Here is a 19,987-nt window from a genome sequence, read left to right as displayed (position 1 = left end):
CAATATTAGTGCGTTAAAACTTAATATTCTCCACATTTACGGTACAAAACCAGCACGAAATAGCGGGGTGGGGGTGGGGCAAGAATAAATGTCGGCCAGATGGCGCTAAGCCAGACGGTTTATCGCACGCCACCCCCAGCGCGCTTAGCGACGCTCCAGCGACTGGCGCAGCGTGCCCGCTGGCGCATGTACGGTGCCGCCCAGATAGCGCACATCGTCCACCGTCCAGCACTGGCCTTCGCGCACCATCAGCACTTCATCAAGCCATTTTGTCTCGCCGCGCTGCTGCTCCACGCGCAGCGGAATATTGCGCGCGTCGGTGTTCGGGATACGCGAGGCGCTGGCGACGCGCACGCGCTCAGGCGTTTCGGTGCGGCTGGAGAACGGATCGGAACGCAAGAAGCCGTTCCCGGCATGGTTCTCACGGTTCGATTTATCCAGCAACTGATAGAGCGAATCGCTTAAATAGGGACGCAGAGACGTCAGGTTCGTCAGCCCCTGGCTGCGCTGTTCGATGCGATGCTGGTAGAACTGTTCCGCCACGGTATCAGGGCCGCCTTCCACACACGGACCGCTGCGCGAGCCGATGTCCTTAAAGGCGGGCGTCACGGTCGTACAGGCGCTCAGCAGCAGGGCGCACGGAAGAACCAGAGTCAGAACTGAATGGCGCATTTTTTATTTCCTTATTCCGGTAAGCAGGACTACGTTTCTTGTCACAGGACTTTTTTAGCATAGCGTATCGCGACCGAATTGCGTCTGGTATCGTCAGCTAACGCATTGATAGCCAAAAGGAGAGAACCATGCAGTTTTCCACCACCCCAACCCTGGAAGGACAAGTCATTGTTGAGTATTGCGGCGTCGTCACCGGCGAGGCGATCCTCGGCGCGAATATCTTTCGCGATTTCTTCGCGGGTATCCGCGATATCGTCGGCGGCCGCTCCGGCGCGTATGAAAAAGAGCTGCGCAAGGCGCGTGAAATCGCGTTTCGCGAGCTGGGCGACCAGGCGGCGTCGCTGGGGGCTGATGCGGTTGTCGGGATCGATATCGATTATGAAACCGTCGGTAAAGACGGCAGCATGCTGATGGTGAGCGTTTCCGGCACGGCGGTGAAAACCCGTCGATGAAGCTGCGTTACTGGCCGCTGTTACTGGCGGCATTGCTCGCGGGCTGCGCGGGCGAAAAAGGGATTGTCGATCGCGGCGACTATAAAGTGGATACGCGCCGCGCGGCGCAGGCGGCGTATCCGCGCATCAAAGTGCTGGTTATTCACTACACCGCCGATGATTTTGACACCTCGCTTGCCACGCTGACCGACCGGCACGTCAGCTCGCACTATCTGATCCCGGCGAACCCGCCGCAAAAGGGCGGCAAACCGGTTATCTGGCAGCTGGTGCCGGAGCGCGAGCTGGCGTGGCATGCGGGCATCAGTTTCTGGCGTGGAGCCACGCGCCTGAACGACACCTCCGTGGGCATTGAGCTGGAAAACTACGGCTACCGGAAAATCGACGGTCAGAAGCAGTACTTCCCGTTCAGCCCGCCGCAGATAGCCGTGCTGAGCAAGCTTGCGCGCGACATCATTCAGCGCTACCAGATAGCCCCGCAAAACGTCGTGGCGCATGCGGATATCGCGCCGCAGCGCAAAGACGATCCGGGGCCGCTCTTTCCGTGGCAGGCGCTGGCGGCACAAGGGATCGGGGCATGGCCGGATGAATCGCGCGTGGCGTTTTATCTCGCCGGGCGTAACCCTTATACGCCGGTGGATGAAGCAACGCTGCTGGATTTGCTCGCGCGCTACGGCTATGAAGTGACGCCGCAGATGAGCGAGGCGCAGCGCAAACGTGTGATTCAGGCGTTCCAGATGCACTTTCGCCCCGCGCGCTACGACGGTCTCCCGGACGCGCAAAGCGAGGCCATCGCCGAGGCGCTGCTGGAGAAATATGGCCAGGGGTGAGATTTCAGAGCCCGAAATGAAAAACGCCGCGCAATGCGGCGTTTTTTATCGGTGATGCGCGTTATCCGCGGTGCAGCGTGCCGTGATCGCGCAGCCAGTACGCGGTGCGCTCGATGCCTTCATCCAGCGACACCACCGGCTTATAGCCGAGTTCATTTTCAGCGCGGCTGATATCCAGCGTGAAATCGAAGTTCAGCTTGGAGACGCCGTAATGCGTCAGCGCTGGCTCTTTATGGGAATGCTTGCCGAGCCGCTCCAGACTTCTCGCCATCATATCCAGCATCGGGTAGGGCACCGAGCGAATGCGGCACGACATCCCCAGTTCATCAATCAGCTTCTGCACAATGCTTTTCAGCGGACGCGCTTCGCCGTTGGTGATGTTATAAGCGCGGCCTGACGGCAGGGCGTCGCAGGCGCTGCTGCTTGCAAGCCACATCGCGTGCACCGCGTTTTCGTGATAGGTCATATCGACCATCGCCTCGCCGCCGCGCGGCAGCAACACGCTGCCATAGTGGCGCATCATCTGCACCAGTCGCGGGAAAAAGACTTTATCGTGCGGCCCGAACAGGCTTTGCGGACGCAGAATGGTAAAGCGCGTCTGCGGGTTCGCCTGCGCCAGCAGCTGAATGACCTCTTCGCTGGCGGCTTTGCTGCGCGCAAAGGCGTTAGCCAGCCGGTGCGGGCGGAAATCTTCACGGATATCGCGATGGTGGTGGTAATCGAAATAGAGCGCGGGTGAAGAAATATGCACGAAATTGCGCACGCCCCAGGCGACGGCCCATTCGCCGAGGCGGCGGGTGGCGCGCACGTTAGCGAGATCGAACGCCTCCTGCGGGCCCCAGGGAGAGGTAAAGCTGGAACAGTGCCAGAGCGTATCGATACCGGCCAGCATCGCTTTCGCCTGCGACGAGACCAGCTCGGTTAAATCGGCTTGGATAAACTCCGCGCCCATTTTCTCAAGCAGCCTGCCCATCGCTTCGTTGCGCCCGGTGGCTCTGACCTGGACGCCCTGATGACGTAAATATTCGACCGCGTTTCGGCCTAAACCGCTGGTGGCGCCCGTGACCAGTACCTTCATATCGATCCACTGTGCTGTAACGTTTAGCCGCGCATTCTTCCGTGAAATCAGCGCTGATGCAATGGGAACAACGTAACAATGCGCTTTAGCACAGCTGAATATTCCCCTCGCCGCAGCGCTGTAAACGCGTTATGCCGTTTGCTGTAAAAATTCCCGCCAGTACGCCACGACGGTTTCAAGCTGCTCGCGGTTGACATCAAGGTGCGTCACCAGACGCGTCACCGGCGCGGCGCTAATCAGTACATTGCGCGATTTCATAAACGCGCCCAGCGCGGCGACCTGCGCCTGCGGCACGCTGACAAACAGCGTATTGGTGTCGTGACGGCGCACCTCTGCGCCTGCGTCGCGCAGCGCCGCCGCAAGCCAGGCCGCATTGTCGTGGTCCTCTTTCAGACGCGCGACGTTATGCTCCAGCGCATACAGTCCGGCTGCGGCGAGAATACCCGCCTGACGCATCCCGCCGCCGGTCATCTTCCGCCAGCGTTTCGCGCGCTTAATATAGTCCTGACTGCCGACCAGCAGCGAGCCCACCGGCGCGCCAAGCCCTTTAGAGAGGCAGATCGTGAAGGTGTCGCAATACTGCGCGATCTCTTTCAGCTCGCAGCCATACGCCACCACTGCGTTAAAGATGCGCGCGCCATCCACGTGCAGCGCGAGTCCGCGCTCGCGGGTGAAGTCCCACGCCTGCTGGAGATAGTCACGCGGCAGCACTTTGCCGTTATGGGTATTTTCCAGGCTCAGCAGTCGGGTGCGGGCGAAATGAATGTCGTCGGGTTTGATTTTGGCCGCCACTTTGTCCAGCGGCAGCGTACCGTCACCGTCGGCCTCAATCGGCTGCGGCTGAATGCTGCCGAGCACCGCTGCGCCGCCCGCTTCATACAGATAATTATGCGCGAGCTGGCCGACGATATACTCCTCGCCGCGCTCGCAGTGGCTCAGCAACGCCACCAGGTTGGCCTGAGTGCCTGTTGGCAGAAACAGCGCCGCCTCTTTACCGCTTAAACGCGCGGCATAGTCCTGAAGCGCGTTGACGGTTGGGTCGTCACCATAAACATCATCCCCGGTGGGGGCTGCCATCATGCGCTCCAGCATCGCTTTGCCGGGGCGCGTGACGGTATCGCTGCGTAAATCGATCACGGCATATCCTTTTCAGTGAACAGAAAAGACTCTTTTACCGGAACCAGTTGGTTTTCGCCAGATCGATAACCTCATCCCCGCGGCCGTTAATGATGGCGCGCAGCATATAGAGGCTGAAGCCTTTGGCCTGCTCCATTTTGATTTGCGGCGGCATCGCCAGCTCCTCTTTGGCGACGGTGACATCCACCACCACCGGGCCGTCGGTGCTGAAGGCGCGCGAAAGGGCGTCGTCCAGTTCGCTCGCTTTCTCAACGCGAATGCCCGGAATGCCGCAGGCTTCGGCGATGCGCGCATAGTTGGTGGCGTGCAGATCGGTGCCGTCGGTCAGATAGCCGCCCGCTTTCATCTCCATCGCCACAAAGCCCAGCACGCTGTTATTAAAGACGATGACTTTCACCGGCAGCTTGAGCTGCACCAGCGAAAGCAGATCGCCCATCAGCATACTGAAACCGCCGTCGCCGCACATCGCCACCACCTGACGCCCCGGCGCGCTCGCCTGAGCGCCTATCGCCTGCGGCATCGCGTTCGCCATCGAACCGTGGTTAAACGAACCGAGCAGGCGGCGTTGGCCATTCATCTCCAGATAACGCGCGGCCCATACCGTCGGCGTGCCGACATCGCAGGTGAAAATGGCGTCCGGCGCGGCGAAATGACTTATCTGGCGGGCCAGATATTGCGGATGCAGCGCTTTCTCGCTCGGCTGCGCCAGGTCATCCAGCCCCTTGCGCGCGTCGCGGTAATCTTCCAGCGCTTTGTCCAGGAAGTGCCGGTCGGTTTTCTCTTCCAGCAGCGGCAGAAGGGCGGCGAGCGTCGCTTTCACATCGCCCACCAGCGCCATGTCCACTTTGCTATGCGCGCCGATGCTGCCGGGGTTGATGTCAATCTGAATGATTTTGGCATGGGTGGGGTAGAACGCGCGGTAGGGGAAGCGGGTGCCGAGGAGGATCAGCGTGTCGGCGTTCATCATAGTGTGATAGCCGGACGAGAAGCCGATAAGCCCGGTCATGCCCACATCATACGGGTTGTCGTACTCGACATGCTCTTTGCCGCGCAGGGCGTGGACGATGGGCGCTTTCAGCGTGCGGGCGAATTCCAGCAGCTCCTGATGCGCGCCCGCGCAGCCGCTGCCGCACATCAGCGCGATGTTGTCGGAATAGCGCAGCAGCTGGGCGAGCTTTTTGAGTTCGTCATGCGGCGGCACGATAACCGGCTGCGGCGCGTGATACCAGCCGGGGCTGACCTCTTCCGGCGCGGGTTTCAGCGCCACGTCGCCAGGCAAAACAATCACCGAGACGCCGCGCTCCAGCACCGCTTTACGCAGCGCGATGGCCAGCACCTGCGGGATCTGCTCCGGGCTTGAGACCAGCTCGCAATAGTGGCTGCATTCGCGAAACAGTTCCTGCGGGTGCGTCTCCTGGAAATAGCCACTGCCGATTTCGCTGGAGGGAATATGCGCGGCGATGGCCAGTACCGGAACATTGTTGCGGTGGCAGTCAAACAGGCCGTTGATAAGGTGCAGGTTGCCAGGCCCACAGGAGCCCGCGCAGACCGCCAGCTCGCCGGTCAGTTGCGCTTCGGCACCCGCCGCGAACGCCGCGACCTCTTCATGGCGGGTGGACATCCACTCGATAGTGCCCATGCGGTTTAAGCTGTCGCTGAGGCCATTGAGCGAATCACCCGTTACGCCCCAGATGCGTTTCACGCCCGCCTGCTCCAGGGTTTTAGCGATATATGACGCGACGGTCTGTTTCATGCTCCCTCCTTAGTGAGAAGTAGTGATAACGGTTACAAGCGTAGTTCAAAATCGCAGGCAGGAAGGGACGTAGCCGTGAGTTGGGTGGGTTTTACGGGCATGGTGGATTGGTGTTATGGGCATGGTGGGTGCGCTACGCTTACCCACCCTACGGGGGGCGTTGGATTGGTTTTATGGTTATGGTGGGTGCGCTTCGCTTACCCACCCTACGGGGGCGTTGGGTGGTTTTATGGACATGGTGGGTGCGCTTCGCTTACCCACCCTACGCGGGGCGTTGGGGTGATTTTACGTAGGGCGGGTAAGCGTAGCGCACCCGCCGCCACACAAACCCGCCACGCAAAAATCACATCACGCCAGAACCAGATCGCCTGCCGGATGACACGAACACGCCAGCACGTAGCCGTCGGCAATCTCCTGCTCGGTCAGCGTCATGGTGCTCGTCACGCTGTACTCGCCAGACAGCACCCGCGTTTTACAGCATCCGCACACGCCCGCACGGCATGCGGCATTCACCGGCACGTGATTGCTCTCAAGCGCCGCCAGCAGCGTGGTGCCGACCGCGCCATAAAACTCGCGGGCGGGCGTAAGCGTGGTGAACTTAATCCCGCTGGTCGCGGCCTCGGCCACCGGCGTGAAAAACTGCTCTTTATAAAAACGCGCCACGCCAAGCGCTTTCACTTCCTGCTCTACAAAATCCATATACGGCGCGGGGCCGCACACCATTACGGTACGGCGGGTAAGATCCGGCACCGCCATCAGCATCTCGCGAGTGAGACGCCCGTGAACAAAACCCGGCGCATCGCCGTTTTCCGCCACCAGCGTCACCGGGTAATCGCGCCACTCGTCGGCGAAAATCACATCCTGCGGCGTGCGCACGTTATAAATCACCTGAACATCCGCCTGCGGGCGATATGCCGCAAGCCAGCGGCGCATCGACATGATCGGCGTTACGCCGCAGCCGCCCGCCAGCAGCAGGAAGCGATCTTCGGTTTTGTCGGCGCAGGTAAAATCGCCCTGCGCGTCAGACAGCCACAGATAATCGCCGCGTTTAACCTCGCGCGTCAGCCAGCCGGAGCCCTCGCCATTGTCGATGCGGCGCACCGTCAGCGTAATCAACGGGCTCACGCCGGGCGTTGAAGAAATCGTATACGCGCGCAGGGTATCGGCGCTGTTGCGAATGCTTACCAGCGCATACTGCCCGGCCTGATACGGGTAGAAATCGTGGCACAGCAGCGAGAGTGTCCAGACATCCGGCGTCTCCTGCCGGATATGGTGGACCTGCATCCGCCACGGACATTGTGGGGTCGGCATTGTCATTCTTTCCTCCTTACGCGCCTAACAGCGCGCGCATATCCTGCTCAACGGTAGTCACCTGGCGCAGACCAAATTTCTCATTCAGCACCGCCAGCAGATCCGGCGTCAGGAACCCTGGCGCGGTCGGGCCGGTGACGATATTGGTCACGCCGAGCGACAGCAGCGTCAGCAGGATCACAATCGCTTTTTGTTCGAACCACGACAGCACCAGCGACAGCGGCAGATCATTGACGCCGCAGCCCAGTTTTTCAGCCAGCGTCACGGCGAGAATAATAGCGGAATAGGCATCGTTACACTGGCCTGCGTCCACCAGACGCGGCAGGCCTTCGATCGCGCCGAAATCGAGTTTGTTAAAGCGGTACTTACCGCAGGCGAGCGTCAGGATCAGGCAATCGCTCGGCACCTGGGTGGCGAAATCGGTGAAATAACTGCGCTCACCGCGCGCGCCATCGCAGCCGCCGACCAGGAAGATGTGGCGCAGTTTTTCGCGGCTCACCAGATCGATCAGTGTGTCGGCGGCAGCAAGCAGCGTCTGACGCCCGAAGCCGACGGTGATGAGGTGTTCGATTTCGCTATACGGGAAGCCCGACATCTGCTGCGCCTGGGCGATCACCGGCCCAAAGTCGTCGCCTTCAAGATGACTCACGCCCGGCCAGCCGACGATGCTGCGGGTCCAGATGCGATCGTCATAACTGCCGACGGTCGGGTCGATAATGCAGTTGGAGGTCATCACAATCGGGCCAGGGAAGCGGGCAAACTCTACCTGCTGGTTCTGCCAGCCGCTGCCGTAGTTGCCGACCAGATGCTTAAATTTGCGCAGCTCAGGATAGCCGTGCGCAGGCAGCATTTCGCCGTGGGTGTAAACATTCACGCCGGTGCCTTCCGTCTGTTCCAGCAGGTTATAAAGATCGTTCAGATCGTGGCCGGAAATCAGAATGCATTTGCCCGCCACCGCTTTGACGTTAACCTGCGTCGGCGTCGGGTGGCCATATTTGCTGGTTTCGCCCGCGTCCAGAATACGCATGACGTTAAAGTTCATCTGGCCGATTTCCATCGCGCACTCCAGCAGCGCGTTCATGTCCGCAGGCCAGGTGCCGAGCCACGCCATCATCTTGTGATATTGACCATAAATGGCGTTGTCATACTGCCCGAGCACATGCGCGTGCTCCATATAGGCCGCCGCGCCTTTCAGACCGTAGAGGCAAAGCAGGCGAAGACCGAGAATATTCTCGCCAATCACCGCTTTATCGATATTCGGCGCGAACGCGGCGGCCTGACGCTGTAAATCGCCCAGATCGTCGCTTGAAAGCGTCAGCGAGGCCATCGGGTTATCCACCTGCGCGCTTTTATCAACGGCCTGGCATTGGGTTTTCAGCGCCTCGCGCAGGGCGATAGCCTCACGGGCGTAACCCACAATACGCGGTGAGTCGAAATTGACGTTAGTGAGGGTAGAAAAAAACGCGCGGGGCGCGAAGCTATCTACCTGATGATCGATGATGCCAAGCTCGCGTGCTTTCACCGCCCAGGCGGAAAGCCCCTGCAAAGCCGCAATCAGCAGATCCTGAAGGTCGGAGGTTTCAGCGGTTTTCCCGCACATCCCTTGCGCATACGCGCAGCCGTTACCTGCCGGAGTACGAATCGTTTGTTCACATTGCACGCAAAACATGATGACACCTTAAAGTTATATTTAATATGCATGTTTAAGGTTAGGCTTCGGCGCGCAGGGTGAAAAGGGATTTTTCAGGAACCTGAAGAGAGATTGATTTAACGCAATTTTGGCGGCAGAGGGCTACCGCCAAAGGAGTATCAGGCAGCGAAAAACGCCATCAGCAACGGCACTAACAGGCTCAGAATAAACCCGTGGACGATAGCGGCAGGCACCAGCTCCAGGCCACCGCTGCGTTGCAGCACCGGCAGCGTGAAATCCATCGACGTCGCCCCGCAGATGCCGAGTGCGGCAGAGCGGCTGCGGCGCACCAGCGCCGGGATCAGCATAATCGCGATGAGCTCACGGCCCAGATCGTTAAAGAAGGCGGCGCTGCCAATCACCGGGCCGAAGGATTCCGTCATCAGAATGCCGGAGAGCGAATACCAGCCAAAACCGGACGCCATTGCAAATCCCGTGCGAAGCGGTAAATCGAGCAGCAGCGCATTCACGGCACCTGCAATAAGCGAGCTACCCAGCACCACAATGGCGACCATCATGCCGCGGCGGTTCAGCACAATCTGTTTTAGCGTCATGCCGTTGTTGCGAAGCTGAATACCAATCAGGAACAGCAGAAAAATTAAGGTGTATTCGCTGGCTTCAGTGGCGTGTTTAAGAAACGCAAGGCCGGTCAGCCCCAGCAGGAAACCAAGCACAACCACGCCGCACAGTTTCAGAGATTCCAGTGCCATCGCGAGGCGCGACGGCAGCTTTTCCTGGCGGTGTTGATGACGCCACGGAATGGCCCGTTCAAGCCACAGGAGGGCTGCGATATTACACAGCATGATGACGGTAATGCTGACGGCAGAATAATGCAGGATCGCCAGCAGATTCGCCGACAGATTATCGAGAAAGGCCAGGCTGATGCCCATAAAGAACAGAATAATGTACACAAGCCAGCTTAACAGCTGATTGATAAGCCGCAGCGCGCCTGCTTTACGCAGGGGAATAAGGTAGCCGAGAATCAGCGGCACTAAGATAATTAACAGTCCTGACAACATGAGGTGAGCGGTCCCTGAGATAACGTAAGTGCGGGAATAAGCGTGCCGCCACACCCTACAGAATTCATCCAGGCGAGTAAAGCGGCGGTTATTAGCCGTATTTCATTGCGTTAGCGCATGATGAAAGCTATTTATTACCGGCTTGATTATCACGCTTTTATTATTTCGAGACGCCTCGCAATGTGGCGTTTACGCCCCGTCTTTCTCTGTTAAGGCACTGATTGAATAGCTATACTGCCGACACGCAGCCATGCAGATGCAGCCGGAGGAGAGATGTTTCTTGAACGCGTGGAAATCGCCGGGTTTCGTGGAATTAACCGCTTATCGTTAACGCTTGAACATAATAATGTGCTGATTGGCGAAAACGCGTGGGGGAAATCAAGCCTGCTGGATGCGCTGACGCTGCTGCTGAATCCCGGTGAAACGCTCTACTCCTTTACGCGCAATGACTTCTGGTTTCCACCGGGAGATATTCACGGACGCGAACGACATCTGCATGTCATTCTTATTTTTCGCGAAACCGAGCCGGGGGATTTTCAGCGCCGCCGTTTTCGCGGTTTACGCCCATTAATGACGCCGGGCGGCGATGGCTTTGAGCGGATTTTCTACCGGCTGGAAGGCGAGCTTAACGACGATAACAGCGTGCTCACGCTGCGTAGCTTTCTTAACGCCGAGGGTGAACCGCTCGCGCTGGACGATATCGATGCGCTGGCGCGGCAGCTTATCCGTCTGAATCCGGTACTGCGGTTGCGTGACGCCCGTTTTATGCGCCGTCTGCACGACAACACCATTGCCCATACGCCCCAGGTGGAAGTGACGGCGCGCGAGTTGGAATTTCTCACACGCGAGCTGGTCTCCCGCCCGCAAAACCTCACGGATGAACAGATTCGCCAGGGGCTGTCGGCGATGGTGCAACTGCTGGAGCACTACTTTTCCGAGCAGGGCACCGCAGGCCCGCGCTATCGCCTGATGCGTCGTCATTCACACGACGAACAGCGCAGCTGGCGTTATCTCGACATCATCAACCGCATGATTGATAAACCTGGCGGGCGGGCTTACCGGGTTATCCTGCTAGGGCTGTTCGCCACGTTGTTGCAGGCGAAAGGCAACGTGCGGCTCGATAAATACGCCCGGCCGCTGCTGCTGGTGGAAGATCCTGAAACACGGCTACACCCCATTATGCTCTCCGTGGCCTGGCAGTTGCTGAACCTGCTGCCGCTGCAAAAGCTCACCACCACCAACTCCGGCGAGCTGCTGTCGATGACACCGGTTGAGCATGTCTGCCGGCTGGTGCGTGCGTCGGGCAAGGTGGCGGCGTGGCGGCTGGGGCCTGGCGGCATGAATGCCGAAGATAGCCGCCGCATCGCGTTTCATATCCGCTTTAACCGGCCATCAGCGCTGTTCGCGCGCTGCTGGCTGCTGGTGGAAGGGGAAACGGAAGTCTGGATGATGAACGAGCTGGCGCGCCAGTGCGGTTACCACTTCGAGGCTGAAGGCATCAAAGTTATTGAGTTCGCCCAGTCGGGCTTAAAACCACTTATCAAATTTGCCCGCCGTATGGGCATTGAGTGGCATGTACTGGTGGATGGCGACGATGCCGGGCGCAAATATTCTGCGACGGTAAAAAGCATCGTGAATAACGACGGCGAACAGGTGCGTCAGCATCTGACCGAGCTTCCCGCGCCGGATATGGAACATTTTATGTATCGCGAAGGGTTTGACGCCGTGTTTTACCGCGTCGCGCAGGTGCCGGAAACGGTGCATATGAATATGCGGCGGGTGATTGTTAAAGCCATTCACCGCTCGTCGAAACCCGATCTGGCGATTGAAGTGGCGATGGAGGCCGCCCGTCGCGGGATGGATGCGGTGCCACCGCTGCTGCGCAAAATGTTCTCGCGCGTGCTGTGGCTCGCCCGCGGTCGCGCGGATTAGCTTTTTGGCAATAAGTACATCTGGTAGGGCGGGTAAGCGAAGCGTACCCGCCAGCGGTTGGCGATGATTTGTAGGGCAGGTAAACGCGCGCACCCGCCCGCCGATTACCGCTCGTTAAACCGCGCGGCGATTTGCGCCGTCATATTCTCCAGCAACTCATAACGACGACGATATTCCGCGCGTTTTTTGCTGGCTATCTCCTCAAGCGATTTACGGGTTATCTGCAACGGCATGTGGTAAAGCCCCCGGGCGTCCTTTTCACCGCCGAGCGATTCCCAGAAGCTGTCATAATCGGCGTGCAGTTTATCCTTTTTCTTCTTCGCATAGCGCCAGCTGCGGTAGATATGTGTCTCGTTACTGACCGCGAGTATCTGGCTTACACCAAAGTGCTGCGCCAGCAGGCAGACCGCCTCAAGCAGCAGGCGTTTAGGAAACAGACCGTGGCAGGCTTTGGTCGCCAGCTGGATCTGATCGTGTTCAACCCAGGCTTTGGCACCCTGTAAGCCGCCAATAAACAGTGCAGATTGGCCGTCGACTTCGCAAAGCGTAAAGGTCATTTCGGCCAGTACGACGCCGTTAGCGTCACGGAAAATCACCGTCGTTTCGCCTTCTTTGTCGAGGTCGGCGATGGCGGCAAGGTCGAGACGATACTGCGCGTCGTTTTTTCCGCTAAGCGTGGCAAGCGTGCTGCCCTGTCGCGTCAGGTGCCCTTGCATCAGCGTGTCGGGCAAAAGACGCTCGATATGCTGGTAATGATATTCCAGCGCGGCCAGCGCCGCTTTTCGCGACACATTGACCGACAGCCAGGGCCTGTGCAGACGGCACGGCAGGCCCGGCTGGGCATGCAGCAAGGCGTCAAGCATCGGCTGACGGGCGAGCACTGAAAGCCAGCGTCGGGTGGCGAAGGGCGTTGCCAGCGAGCGCAGCATGAATTTCCGCCGATAGGCGGGGTTTTCCCATGCGAGCCCCGGCGTTTTCTGGCCTGTCGCAAGCAGGCGAAAGAGTTGCCAGGCGCTATGGGCTGGCGGCTGTATGGAAATTTCGGCAAGTGCGGACATAACCTGGTCTCGTAATGAAGTCTGAGGTTATGGAAACAAATCATCACTCAACGCAATATCAACGCCGTGGTTTATTTACGAGCTGCATAGGGTTTGGTTGAGATTGCGTTTAGAATGGGAGAGCACACTCTGTTTATTCGTCCGAAACGTCAGGAAAGATATGAAGCTTAAGGGAAGGATTAAGAAGCGCTACGTGGTGCTGGCTCTGGTTATCATCATCGGCGCGGTATGGCTGTGGAAGACACTGAACGCGCCGCTGCCCCGTTATCAGACCATGCTGGTGCGTAAAGGGGATCTGCAGCAGAGCGTACTTGCGACCGGTAAGCTCGACGCGCTGCGTAAAGTCGATGTCGGCGCGCAGGTGAGTGGCCAGTTGAAAACGCTGTCGGTCAATATCGGCGATAAAGTGAAAAAAGATCAGCTGCTTGGTGTTATCGATCCTGAGCAGGCTGAAAACCAGATCAAAGAAGTGGAAGCGACGCTGATGGAGCTGCGCGCCCAGCGCCGCCAGGCCGAGGCGGAGATGAAACTCGCTCGCGTTACGCTCTCCCGCCAGCAGCAGCTCGCCCGTACGCAGGCCATTTCGCGCCAGGATCTCGATACAGCGGCCACCGAGCTTGCCGTCAAAGAGGCGCAGCTTGGCACGATCGACGCGCAAATTAAGCGTAATCAGGCCTCGCTCAGCACGGCCAAAACCAACCTGGATTACACCCGTATTACCGCGCCGATTGCCGGTGAGGTGACGCAGATAACCACGCTGCAGGGCCAGACGGTCATCGCCGCGCAGCAGGCACCGAATATTCTCACGCTTGCCGATCTCAGCACGATGCTGGTGAAAGCGCAGGTCTCTGAAGCCGACGTGATTCATCTCAAACCGGGGCTGAAAGCCTGGTTTACGGTGCTTGGCGATCCGCTGACCCGCTACGAAGGGCGGCTTAAAGATATTCTTCCCACACCCGAGAAAATCAACGACGCCATTTTTTACTACGCGCGTTTTGAAGTGCCGAACCCGCAGGGCGTGCTGCGCCTCGATATGACCGCGCAGGTGCATATTCAGCTCGGCGGCGTCGACGATGTACTCACCATTCCGCTGGCGGCGCTGGGTGAGCCGGTCGGTGATAATCGCTATAACGTCACGCTGCTGCGTAACGGTGAGACCCGCGAGCGCGAAGTGACCATCGGCGCCCGTAACGACACGCAGGTGGAAGTGGTCAAAGGGCTCGAAGAGGGGGATGAAGTAGTGATTGGCCGCGCGAGCGGGAGCGAACAATGACGGCGCTGCTTGAGCTGCGTGATATTCGCCGCAGCTATCCGTCGGGTGAAACGGATGTCGAGGTGCTAAAAGGCGTCACGCTAACCATTAACGCCGGTGAAATGGTGGCGATTGTTGGCGCGTCCGGCTCCGGTAAATCGACGCTGATGAATATTCTCGGCTGTCTCGATAAGCCCAGCAGCGGCAGTTATAAGGTCGCAGGTGTGGATGTGGCAACGCTTAATGACGACGCGCTTGCCCGCCTGCGGCGCGAGCATTTCGGCTTTATTTTCCAGCGCTACCATCTGCTTTCACACCTGACCGCCGCGCAGAATGTCGAAGTTCCCGCCATTTATGCCGGCACCGGGCGCGCCGCGCGTCAGGCGCGGGCGCGCGAATTACTGGCGCGGCTGGGCCTTGAAGCGCGCGTCGGGTATCAGCCCTCGCAGCTTTCCGGCGGTCAACAGCAGCGCGTGAGTATCGCCCGCGCGCTGATGAATGGCGGACAGGTGATTCTTGCCGACGAACCGACCGGCGCGCTCGACAGCCACTCCGGCGAAGAGGTAATAGCCACCCTGAAACAGCTACGCGACCGCGGGCATACGGTGATTATCGTGACCCACGATCCTGACGTCGCCGCGCAGGCGGAACGCATTATTGAAATTCGCGACGGGGAGATAATCAGCAACCCGCCGCCGGTCGGGAAACGCGATGCAGCCCGGCTACCTGCGCAACCGCAGGACGCGCCAGCGTTCGGGCAGTTTATTAACAGCTTCCGTGAGGCGCTGACAATGGCCTGGCTTGCGATGGCTGCCAACAAGATGCGCACGCTGCTGACGATGCTCGGGATTATCATCGGCATCGCGTCGGTGGTCTCTATTGTGGTAGTGGGCGACGCCGCCAAACAGATGGTGCTGGAGGATATCCGTTCCATCGGAACGAACACGATTGATGTTTACCCTGGTAAGGATTTTGGCGATGACGATCCGCAATACCAGCAGGCGTTGCAGTATGACGACCTGCAGGCGATACAGCGTCAGCCGTGGGTGAGTTCCGCCACGCCGACGGTGTCGCAAAACCTGCGCCTGCGCTATGGCAATGTGGATGTCGCCGCCAGCGCTAACGGCGTGAGCGGGCAATATTTCAACGTCTACGGCATGACCTTCAGCGAGGGCAACACCTTTAACGACGAACAACTGCGCGGCCGCGCGCAGGTGGTGGTGATCGACAGTAACGCGCGCCGCCAGCTTTTCCCGAATAAGGCAAACGTAGTAGGCGAAGTGGTGCTGGTCGGCAATATGCCCGCGACCGTCATTGGCGTGGCGGAAGAGAAGCAGTCGATGTTCGGCAGCAGCAAAATTCTGCGGGTATGGATGCCTTACAGCACGATGTCCGGGCGGATTATGGGCCAGTCGTGGCTGAACTCTATTACCGTGCGGGTGAAAGAGGGCTACGACAGCAGTGAGGCGGAACAGCAACTGACGCGCCTGCTAACGCTGCGTCACGGTAAAAAAGACTTTTTCACCTGGAATATGGACGGCGTATTGAAAACCGCCGAAAAGACCACACGTACTCTTCAACTGTTTCTGACATTGGTAGCGGTGATTTCGCTGGTGGTGGGCGGCATCGGGGTGATGAATATCATGCTGGTGTCAGTGACCGAGCGCACCAGGGAGATCGGCATTCGTATGGCGGTTGGCGCGCGCAAAAGCGATGTGCTACAGCAGTTTTTGATTGAGGCGGTGCTGGTCTGTCTGGTGGGCGGCGCGCTTGGGATTGGCCTTTCACTGCTGATCGCGTTTGCGCTACAGCTTATTTTACCTGGCTGGGAGATTGGCTTTTCGCCCGTGGCGCTGCTGACCGCATTTTTATGCTCCAGCGCGACGGGGGTGTTGTTTGGCTGGCTGCCCGCCCGCAACGCCGCCAGACTCAATCCTGTGGATGCACTTGCCCGTGAATAAATAAAAATGCCAGTCCACGGGACTGGCATTTCAGGAGCAGGATGTACACAATGAAACAGAAGAGTTACGCAACTGCGGATGCGGCTTCTGCTTCAAGAGGGACAATGACGCTGGCATGGTTGCCTTTGGGACCCTGATGCACATCGAACCTCACGACTTGTCCGGCTTTCAGCGTTCTGTAGCCGTCCATCTGGATTGTAGAGTAGTGCGCAAAGATATCTTCGCCGCCGCCTTCAGGGCAGATGAACCCAAACCCTTTGGCGTTATTGAACCATTTAACAGTACCCGTCTCCATGCTTCGACATCCTTCATAAGTCTTATTGAGTAAGATGGATTGAACCGGTGGGTGAGGGGGGCTGTTCAAAACCTCGCCAACTCACGCTTGTACAATTTAGAGAAATCGCACTGTGCGTCAAGCGTTCACCGGGGTCTGGCAGGTGGGATTGAGTCAAAATTTTGAAGCAGTTAACGCTATTTTCATTAATGTGACAGAGCTCGCGAATACCAGTGATAGCTGGTTGCTTGCTGAACATTAGGGTAGATTCAGGATGCGTATTACACTCAACCAGAGCGCCGGAAAACACGCTGGCTGTACTGTTTAACCATGATGACGACTGGCAATGAGTAAAGACAAAAGTTGGCTGGATTTTGACCATTTGGCGGAAGATGACCTGCGCGAAGCGCTAAAGCCGCCATCTATGTATAAAGTTATATTAATGAACGACGATTACACGCCAATGGAATTTGTTATTGACGTGCTACAAAAGTTCTTTTCTTATGATGTAGAACGTGCAACGCAACTGATGCTCACGGTTCACTATCAGGGGAAAGCCATCTGTGGCGTTTTCACCGCGGAAGTGGCGGAAACCAAAGTGGCGCTGGTGAACAAATATGCGAGGGAGAACGACCATCCGTTGTTGTGTACGCTGGAAAAAGCCTGATTAAGGCAAACTATTGAGGGGGTGCCCTATGCTCAACCAGGAACTGGAACTCAGTTTAAACATGGCTTTCGCCAGAGCGCGCGAGCACCGACATGAGTTTATGACCGTCGAGCATCTGTTACTGGCTCTGCTCAGTAACCCATCGGCACGGGAGGCGCTTGAAGCCTGCTCCGTGGATCTGGTGGCGCTGCGTCAGGAACTCGAAGCCTTCATTGAACAAACCACACCCGTACTGCCCGCGAGCGAAGAGGAGCGCGACACTCAGCCGACGCTCAGCTTCCAGCGCGTGTTGCAGCGCGCCGTGTTCCACGTCCAGTCCTCCGGCCGTAGCGAAGTGACTGGCGCCAATGTCTTAGTGGCTATCTTCAGCGAACAGGAGTCTCAGGCGGCTTATCTGTTGCGTAAACATGAAGTCAGTCGCCTTGATGTGGTGAATTTCATCTCCCACGGTACCCGTAAAGACGAGCCGGGCCAGGCGCCGGGCAATGACAATCCGGTCAACGAAGAGCAGGCAGGCGGGGAGGAGCGTATGGAAAACTTCACCACCAATCTCAATCAGCTTGCCCGCGTTGGCGGCATCGATCCGCTGATTGGCCGCGATAAAGAGCTGGAGCGCGCGATTCAGGTGCTCTGCCGTCGCCGGAAAAACAACCCGCTGCTGGTGGGCGAGTCGGGCGTCGGGAAAACCGCGATTGCCGAAGGGCTCGCCTGGCGTATCGTGCAGGGCGACGTGCCGGAAGTGATGGCCGACTGCACTATCTACGCGCTGGATATCGGCTCGCTGCTGGCGGGCACCAAATACCGCGGCGATTTTGAAAAACGCTTTAAGGCGCTGCTCAAACAGCTGGAACAGGATAACAACAGCATCCTGTTTATCGACGAAATCCATACCATCATCGGCGCGGGCGCGGCTTCCGGCGGCCAGGTCGATGCGGCAAACCTGATTAAACCGCTGCTCTCCAGCGGCAAAATCCGGGTGATGGGCTCCACCACGTATCAGGAGTTCAGCAACATTTTCGAAAAAGACCGCGCGCTGGCGCGTCGCTTCCAGAAAATCGACATCACCGAGCCGAGCGTCGAGGAAACCGTACAGATCATTAATGGTCTGAAGCCGAAATATGAAGCGCACCACGACGTCCGTTACACCGCGAAAGCGGTACGCGCGGCGGTGGAGCTGGCGGTGAAATATATTAACGACCGCCATCTGCCGGATAAAGCCATCGACGTCATCGACGAAGCGGGCGCGCGTGCGCGTCTGATGCCGGTCAGCAAGCGTAAGAAAACCGTCAATGTGGCGGATATCGAAACCGTGGTGGCCCGCATCGCGCGTATCCCGGAGAAAAGTGTGTCGCAAAGCGATCGCGATACGCTGAAAAATCTGGGCGATCGCCTGAAAATGCTGGTGTTTGGTCAGGATAAAGCCATTGAGGCCTTAACCGAAGCCATCAAAATGAGCCGCGCGGGGCTGGGGCATGACCGTAAACCGGTGGGTTCTTTCCTCTTTGCAGGCCCGACCGGCGTCGGCAAAACCGAGGTGACGGTGCAGTTGTCCAAAGCGCTGGGTATTGAACTGCTGCGCTTTGATATGTCCGAATATATGGAACGTCATACTGTCAGCCGTCTGATTGGCGCTCCTCCGGGCTACGTTGGGTTTGATCAGGGCGGTCTGCTGACTGACGCGGTCATTAAGCATCCGCATGCGGTTCTGCTGCTCGATGAAATCGAAAAAGCGCACCCGGATGTCTTTAACCTGCTGCTGCAGGTAATGGACAACGGCACGCTGACCGATAACAACGGGCGCAAAGCCGATTTCCGCAACGTGATTCTGGTGATGACGACCAACGCGGGCGTGCGTGAAACCGAGCGTAAATCGATTGGTCTTATCCGTCAGGACAACAGTACCGACGCGATGGAGGAGATCAAAAAGATCTTCACGCCGGAGTTCCGTAACCGTCTCGACAACATTATCTGGTTCAACCATCTCTCTACCGAGGTGATTCATCAGGTTGTCGACAAGTTCATCGTTGAACTGCAGGCGCAGCTTGACCAGAAAGGCGTCTCCCTGGAAGTTAGCCAGGAAGCGCGTGACTGGCTGGCGGAGAAAGGCTACGACCGTGCGATGGGCGCACGCCCGATGACCCGCGTGATTCAGGACAACCTGAAAAAACCGCTGGCCAACGAGCTGCTCTTTGGTTCGCTGGTGGATGGTGGCCAGGTCTCCGTCGCGCTGGATAAAGAAGGCGATAAACTGACGTACAGCTTCCAGAGCGCGCAGAAGCATAAGCCTGAAGCCGCGCACTAACGCCATACGCGTATAAGACACAACGCCAGATAGCGATATCCGGCGTTTTTTTGTCGCCTTTTCAGGCAAGACACGCATAAAAAAAGCGCCGCAAAAGGGCGCTTTTTTTCAGGCTGGCGCGGCAAACGGCGGCGCGGCCTGGCTTCGCTTAAGAAGCCTGTACAAACTTAGCGACTACGGAAGACAATGCGGCCTTTGCTCAGGTCGTACGGGGTCAGCTCAACAGTCACTTTGTCGCCCGTCAGAATGCGGATATAGTTTTTGCGCATTTTACCGGAGATATGGGCAGTTACCACGTGACCGTTTTCCAGTTCTACGCGGAACATAGTGTTAGGTAACGTTTCAAGAACGGTACCCTGCATTTCAATATTGTCTTCTTTGGCCATCTAATCCTCTGGGGTATCACTACCATAGTTTGAACCGGCAAGATAATGCCCAAGTTCACCCATTAAGTAAAGTTTTGCGGGCGAAATGCCCGTTGTACCGCTGCGCCTTCCCGCTCCCACGACAAAACCGCGCGGGCAGCGCAAGCGTAACGGGGAGCGTGAGATCCAAAGCGTTGCGTTAACGGAGGGTCCCAAAACGGCGGCAGGGTAATGGCA

The 19,987-nt window shown here is 58.0% G+C and carries 17 protein-coding genes; 7 read left to right on the top strand and 10 right to left on the bottom strand.

Features of this window, described 5'->3' with window-relative positions:
* Window positions 1-144: 144 nt before the first annotated feature.
* Window positions 145-672, bottom strand: a complete 528-nt coding sequence (locus G6041_RS08515) for a lipoprotein (protein ID WP_012125232.1) — start codon at window positions 670-672, stop codon at window positions 145-147.
* Between the two features lie 128 nt (window positions 673-800).
* Between G6041_RS08515 and G6041_RS08510 the strand changes: the two genes are divergently transcribed.
* Entirely contained in the window at window positions 801-1,124 is a 324-nt protein-coding gene (locus G6041_RS08510) for a heavy metal-binding domain-containing protein (protein WP_004386731.1), read from the top strand.
* Window positions 1,121-1,951 (top strand): N-acetylmuramoyl-L-alanine amidase, encoded by an 831-nt coding sequence (locus G6041_RS08505; RefSeq protein WP_054628766.1) that lies wholly within the window; start codon window positions 1,121-1,123, stop codon window positions 1,949-1,951. The genes G6041_RS08510 and G6041_RS08505 overlap by 4 nt, the downstream gene beginning before the upstream one ends.
* A gap of 61 nt (window positions 1,952-2,012) precedes the next feature.
* Here G6041_RS08505 and G6041_RS08500 read toward each other — a convergent pair whose 3' ends face one another.
* From G6041_RS08500 to G6041_RS08475, 6 genes are all read right to left on the bottom strand, one after another.
* Window positions 2,013-3,029: an NAD-dependent epimerase/dehydratase family protein gene (locus G6041_RS08500; protein WP_007782450.1), complete on the bottom strand. Its 1,017-nt coding sequence runs from the start codon at window positions 3,027-3,029 to the stop codon at window positions 2,013-2,015.
* Between the two features lie 129 nt (window positions 3,030-3,158).
* Window positions 3,159-4,166 (bottom strand): low-specificity L-threonine aldolase, encoded by a 1,008-nt coding sequence (gene ltaE, locus G6041_RS08495; RefSeq protein ID WP_041460556.1) that lies wholly within the window; start codon window positions 4,164-4,166, stop codon window positions 3,159-3,161.
* Between the two features lie 34 nt (window positions 4,167-4,200).
* Window positions 4,201-5,919, bottom strand: coding sequence for a ubiquinone-dependent pyruvate dehydrogenase (poxB, locus tag G6041_RS08490; RefSeq protein ID WP_007888481.1), 1,719 nt, complete (start codon window positions 5,917-5,919; stop codon window positions 4,201-4,203).
* 348 nt (window positions 5,920-6,267) lie between these two features.
* Window positions 6,268-7,236 carry an NADH oxidoreductase gene (hcr, locus tag G6041_RS08485; protein WP_014729227.1) on the bottom strand — a complete coding sequence of 323 codons (969 nt, stop codon included), beginning with the start codon at window positions 7,234-7,236 and terminating at the stop codon, window positions 6,268-6,270.
* A 10-nt stretch (window positions 7,237-7,246) separates the two neighbouring features.
* Window positions 7,247-8,899, bottom strand: a complete 1,653-nt coding sequence (gene hcp / locus G6041_RS08480; protein ID WP_041460555.1) for a hydroxylamine reductase — start codon at window positions 8,897-8,899, stop codon at window positions 7,247-7,249.
* Window positions 8,900-9,039: 140 nt separating this feature from the next.
* The gene (locus G6041_RS08475) at window positions 9,040-9,939 is read right to left on the bottom strand and encodes a lysine exporter LysO family protein (protein WP_004387940.1); all 900 of its coding nucleotides are present in this window, start codon (window positions 9,937-9,939) and stop codon (window positions 9,040-9,042) included.
* A gap of 273 nt (window positions 9,940-10,212) precedes the next feature.
* Here G6041_RS08475 and G6041_RS08470 point away from each other — a divergent pair, with 273 nt between their 5' ends.
* On the top strand, window positions 10,213-11,871 hold the full coding sequence (locus G6041_RS08470) for an ATP-dependent endonuclease (RefSeq protein WP_007888475.1): 1,659 nt from the start codon (window positions 10,213-10,215) through the stop codon (window positions 11,869-11,871).
* A 104-nt stretch (window positions 11,872-11,975) separates the two neighbouring features.
* Here the strand turns inward: G6041_RS08470 and G6041_RS08465 are convergent, their stop codons facing one another.
* Window positions 11,976-12,929 carry a VirK/YbjX family protein gene (locus G6041_RS08465; protein WP_012125227.1) on the bottom strand — a complete coding sequence of 318 codons (954 nt, stop codon included), beginning with the start codon at window positions 12,927-12,929 and terminating at the stop codon, window positions 11,976-11,978.
* A 160-nt stretch (window positions 12,930-13,089) separates the two neighbouring features.
* On the opposite strand from G6041_RS08465, the gene macA reads away from it, so the two are divergent.
* Together macA and macB are read left to right on the top strand one after the other, a co-directional pair.
* Complete coding sequence (gene macA / locus G6041_RS08460) at window positions 13,090-14,202, top strand: macrolide transporter subunit MacA (protein ID WP_007866432.1); 1,113 nt, start codon at window positions 13,090-13,092, stop codon at window positions 14,200-14,202.
* A complete protein-coding gene (gene macB / locus G6041_RS08455; protein WP_012125226.1) occupies window positions 14,199-16,142 on the top strand; it encodes a macrolide ABC transporter ATP-binding protein/permease MacB in 1,944 nt (647 codons plus the stop codon). The genes macA and macB overlap by 4 nt, the downstream gene beginning before the upstream one ends.
* Before the next feature lie 64 nt (window positions 16,143-16,206).
* Here macB and cspD read toward each other — a convergent pair whose 3' ends face one another.
* Window positions 16,207-16,437 (bottom strand): cold shock-like protein CspD, encoded by a 231-nt coding sequence (gene cspD / locus G6041_RS08450; protein ID WP_004387937.1) that lies wholly within the window; start codon window positions 16,435-16,437, stop codon window positions 16,207-16,209.
* 325 nt (window positions 16,438-16,762) lie between these two features.
* On the opposite strand from cspD, the gene clpS reads away from it, so the two are divergent.
* Together clpS and clpA are read left to right on the top strand one after the other, a co-directional pair.
* The gene (gene clpS / locus G6041_RS08445) at window positions 16,763-17,083 is read left to right on the top strand and encodes an ATP-dependent Clp protease adapter ClpS (RefSeq protein ID WP_004387936.1); all 321 of its coding nucleotides are present in this window, start codon (window positions 16,763-16,765) and stop codon (window positions 17,081-17,083) included.
* A 28-nt stretch (window positions 17,084-17,111) separates the two neighbouring features.
* Window positions 17,112-19,385 carry an ATP-dependent Clp protease ATP-binding subunit ClpA gene (gene clpA / locus G6041_RS08440; RefSeq protein ID WP_004387935.1) on the top strand — a complete coding sequence of 758 codons (2,274 nt, stop codon included), beginning with the start codon at window positions 17,112-17,114 and terminating at the stop codon, window positions 19,383-19,385.
* Window positions 19,386-19,552: 167 nt separating this feature from the next.
* On the opposite strand, the gene infA is transcribed toward clpA, so the two are convergent.
* Window positions 19,553-19,771: a translation initiation factor IF-1 gene (gene infA / locus G6041_RS08435; protein ID WP_001040187.1), complete on the bottom strand. Its 219-nt coding sequence runs from the start codon at window positions 19,769-19,771 to the stop codon at window positions 19,553-19,555.
* Between the last annotated feature and the right edge of the window lie 216 nt (window positions 19,772-19,987).

It is taken from the genome of Cronobacter sp. HA18003, assembly GCF_011605905.1.
GTDB classification, from domain to species: domain Bacteria; phylum Pseudomonadota; class Gammaproteobacteria; order Enterobacterales; family Enterobacteriaceae; genus Cronobacter; species Cronobacter sakazakii.
Note: the sequence above shows the minus strand (reverse complement) of the source record. Positions and strands in the feature narration are given on the sequence as shown.

Coding starts and splice junctions, on each gene's coding strand:
- G6041_RS08470 (WP_007888475.1), top strand. CDS start 10,213: ATGTTTCTTGAACGCGTGGAAATCGCCGGGTTTCGTGGAATTAACCGC.
- hcr (WP_014729227.1), bottom strand. CDS start 7,236: ATGACAATGCCGACCCCACAATGTCCGTGGCGGATGCAGGTCCACCAT.
- macA (WP_007866432.1), top strand. CDS start 13,090: ATGAAGCTTAAGGGAAGGATTAAGAAGCGCTACGTGGTGCTGGCTCTG.
- G6041_RS08510 (WP_004386731.1), top strand. CDS start 801: ATGCAGTTTTCCACCACCCCAACCCTGGAAGGACAAGTCATTGTTGAG.
- G6041_RS08465 (WP_012125227.1), bottom strand. CDS start 12,929: ATGTCCGCACTTGCCGAAATTTCCATACAGCCGCCAGCCCATAGCGCC.
- macB (WP_012125226.1), top strand. CDS start 14,199: ATGACGGCGCTGCTTGAGCTGCGTGATATTCGCCGCAGCTATCCGTCG.
- hcp (WP_041460555.1), bottom strand. CDS start 8,899: ATGTTTTGCGTGCAATGTGAACAAACGATTCGTACTCCGGCAGGTAAC.
- G6041_RS08500 (WP_007782450.1), bottom strand. CDS start 3,029: ATGAAGGTACTGGTCACGGGCGCCACCAGCGGTTTAGGCCGAAACGCG.
- clpA (WP_004387935.1), top strand. CDS start 17,112: ATGCTCAACCAGGAACTGGAACTCAGTTTAAACATGGCTTTCGCCAGA.
- G6041_RS08505 (WP_054628766.1), top strand. CDS start 1,121: ATGAAGCTGCGTTACTGGCCGCTGTTACTGGCGGCATTGCTCGCGGGC.
- cspD (WP_004387937.1), bottom strand. CDS start 16,437: ATGGAGACGGGTACTGTTAAATGGTTCAATAACGCCAAAGGGTTTGGG.
- G6041_RS08475 (WP_004387940.1), bottom strand. CDS start 9,939: ATGTTGTCAGGACTGTTAATTATCTTAGTGCCGCTGATTCTCGGCTAC.
- poxB (WP_007888481.1), bottom strand. CDS start 5,919: ATGAAACAGACCGTCGCGTCATATATCGCTAAAACCCTGGAGCAGGCG.
- G6041_RS08515 (WP_012125232.1), bottom strand. CDS start 672: ATGCGCCATTCAGTTCTGACTCTGGTTCTTCCGTGCGCCCTGCTGCTG.
- infA (WP_001040187.1), bottom strand. CDS start 19,771: ATGGCCAAAGAAGACAATATTGAAATGCAGGGTACCGTTCTTGAAACG.
- clpS (WP_004387936.1), top strand. CDS start 16,763: ATGAGTAAAGACAAAAGTTGGCTGGATTTTGACCATTTGGCGGAAGAT.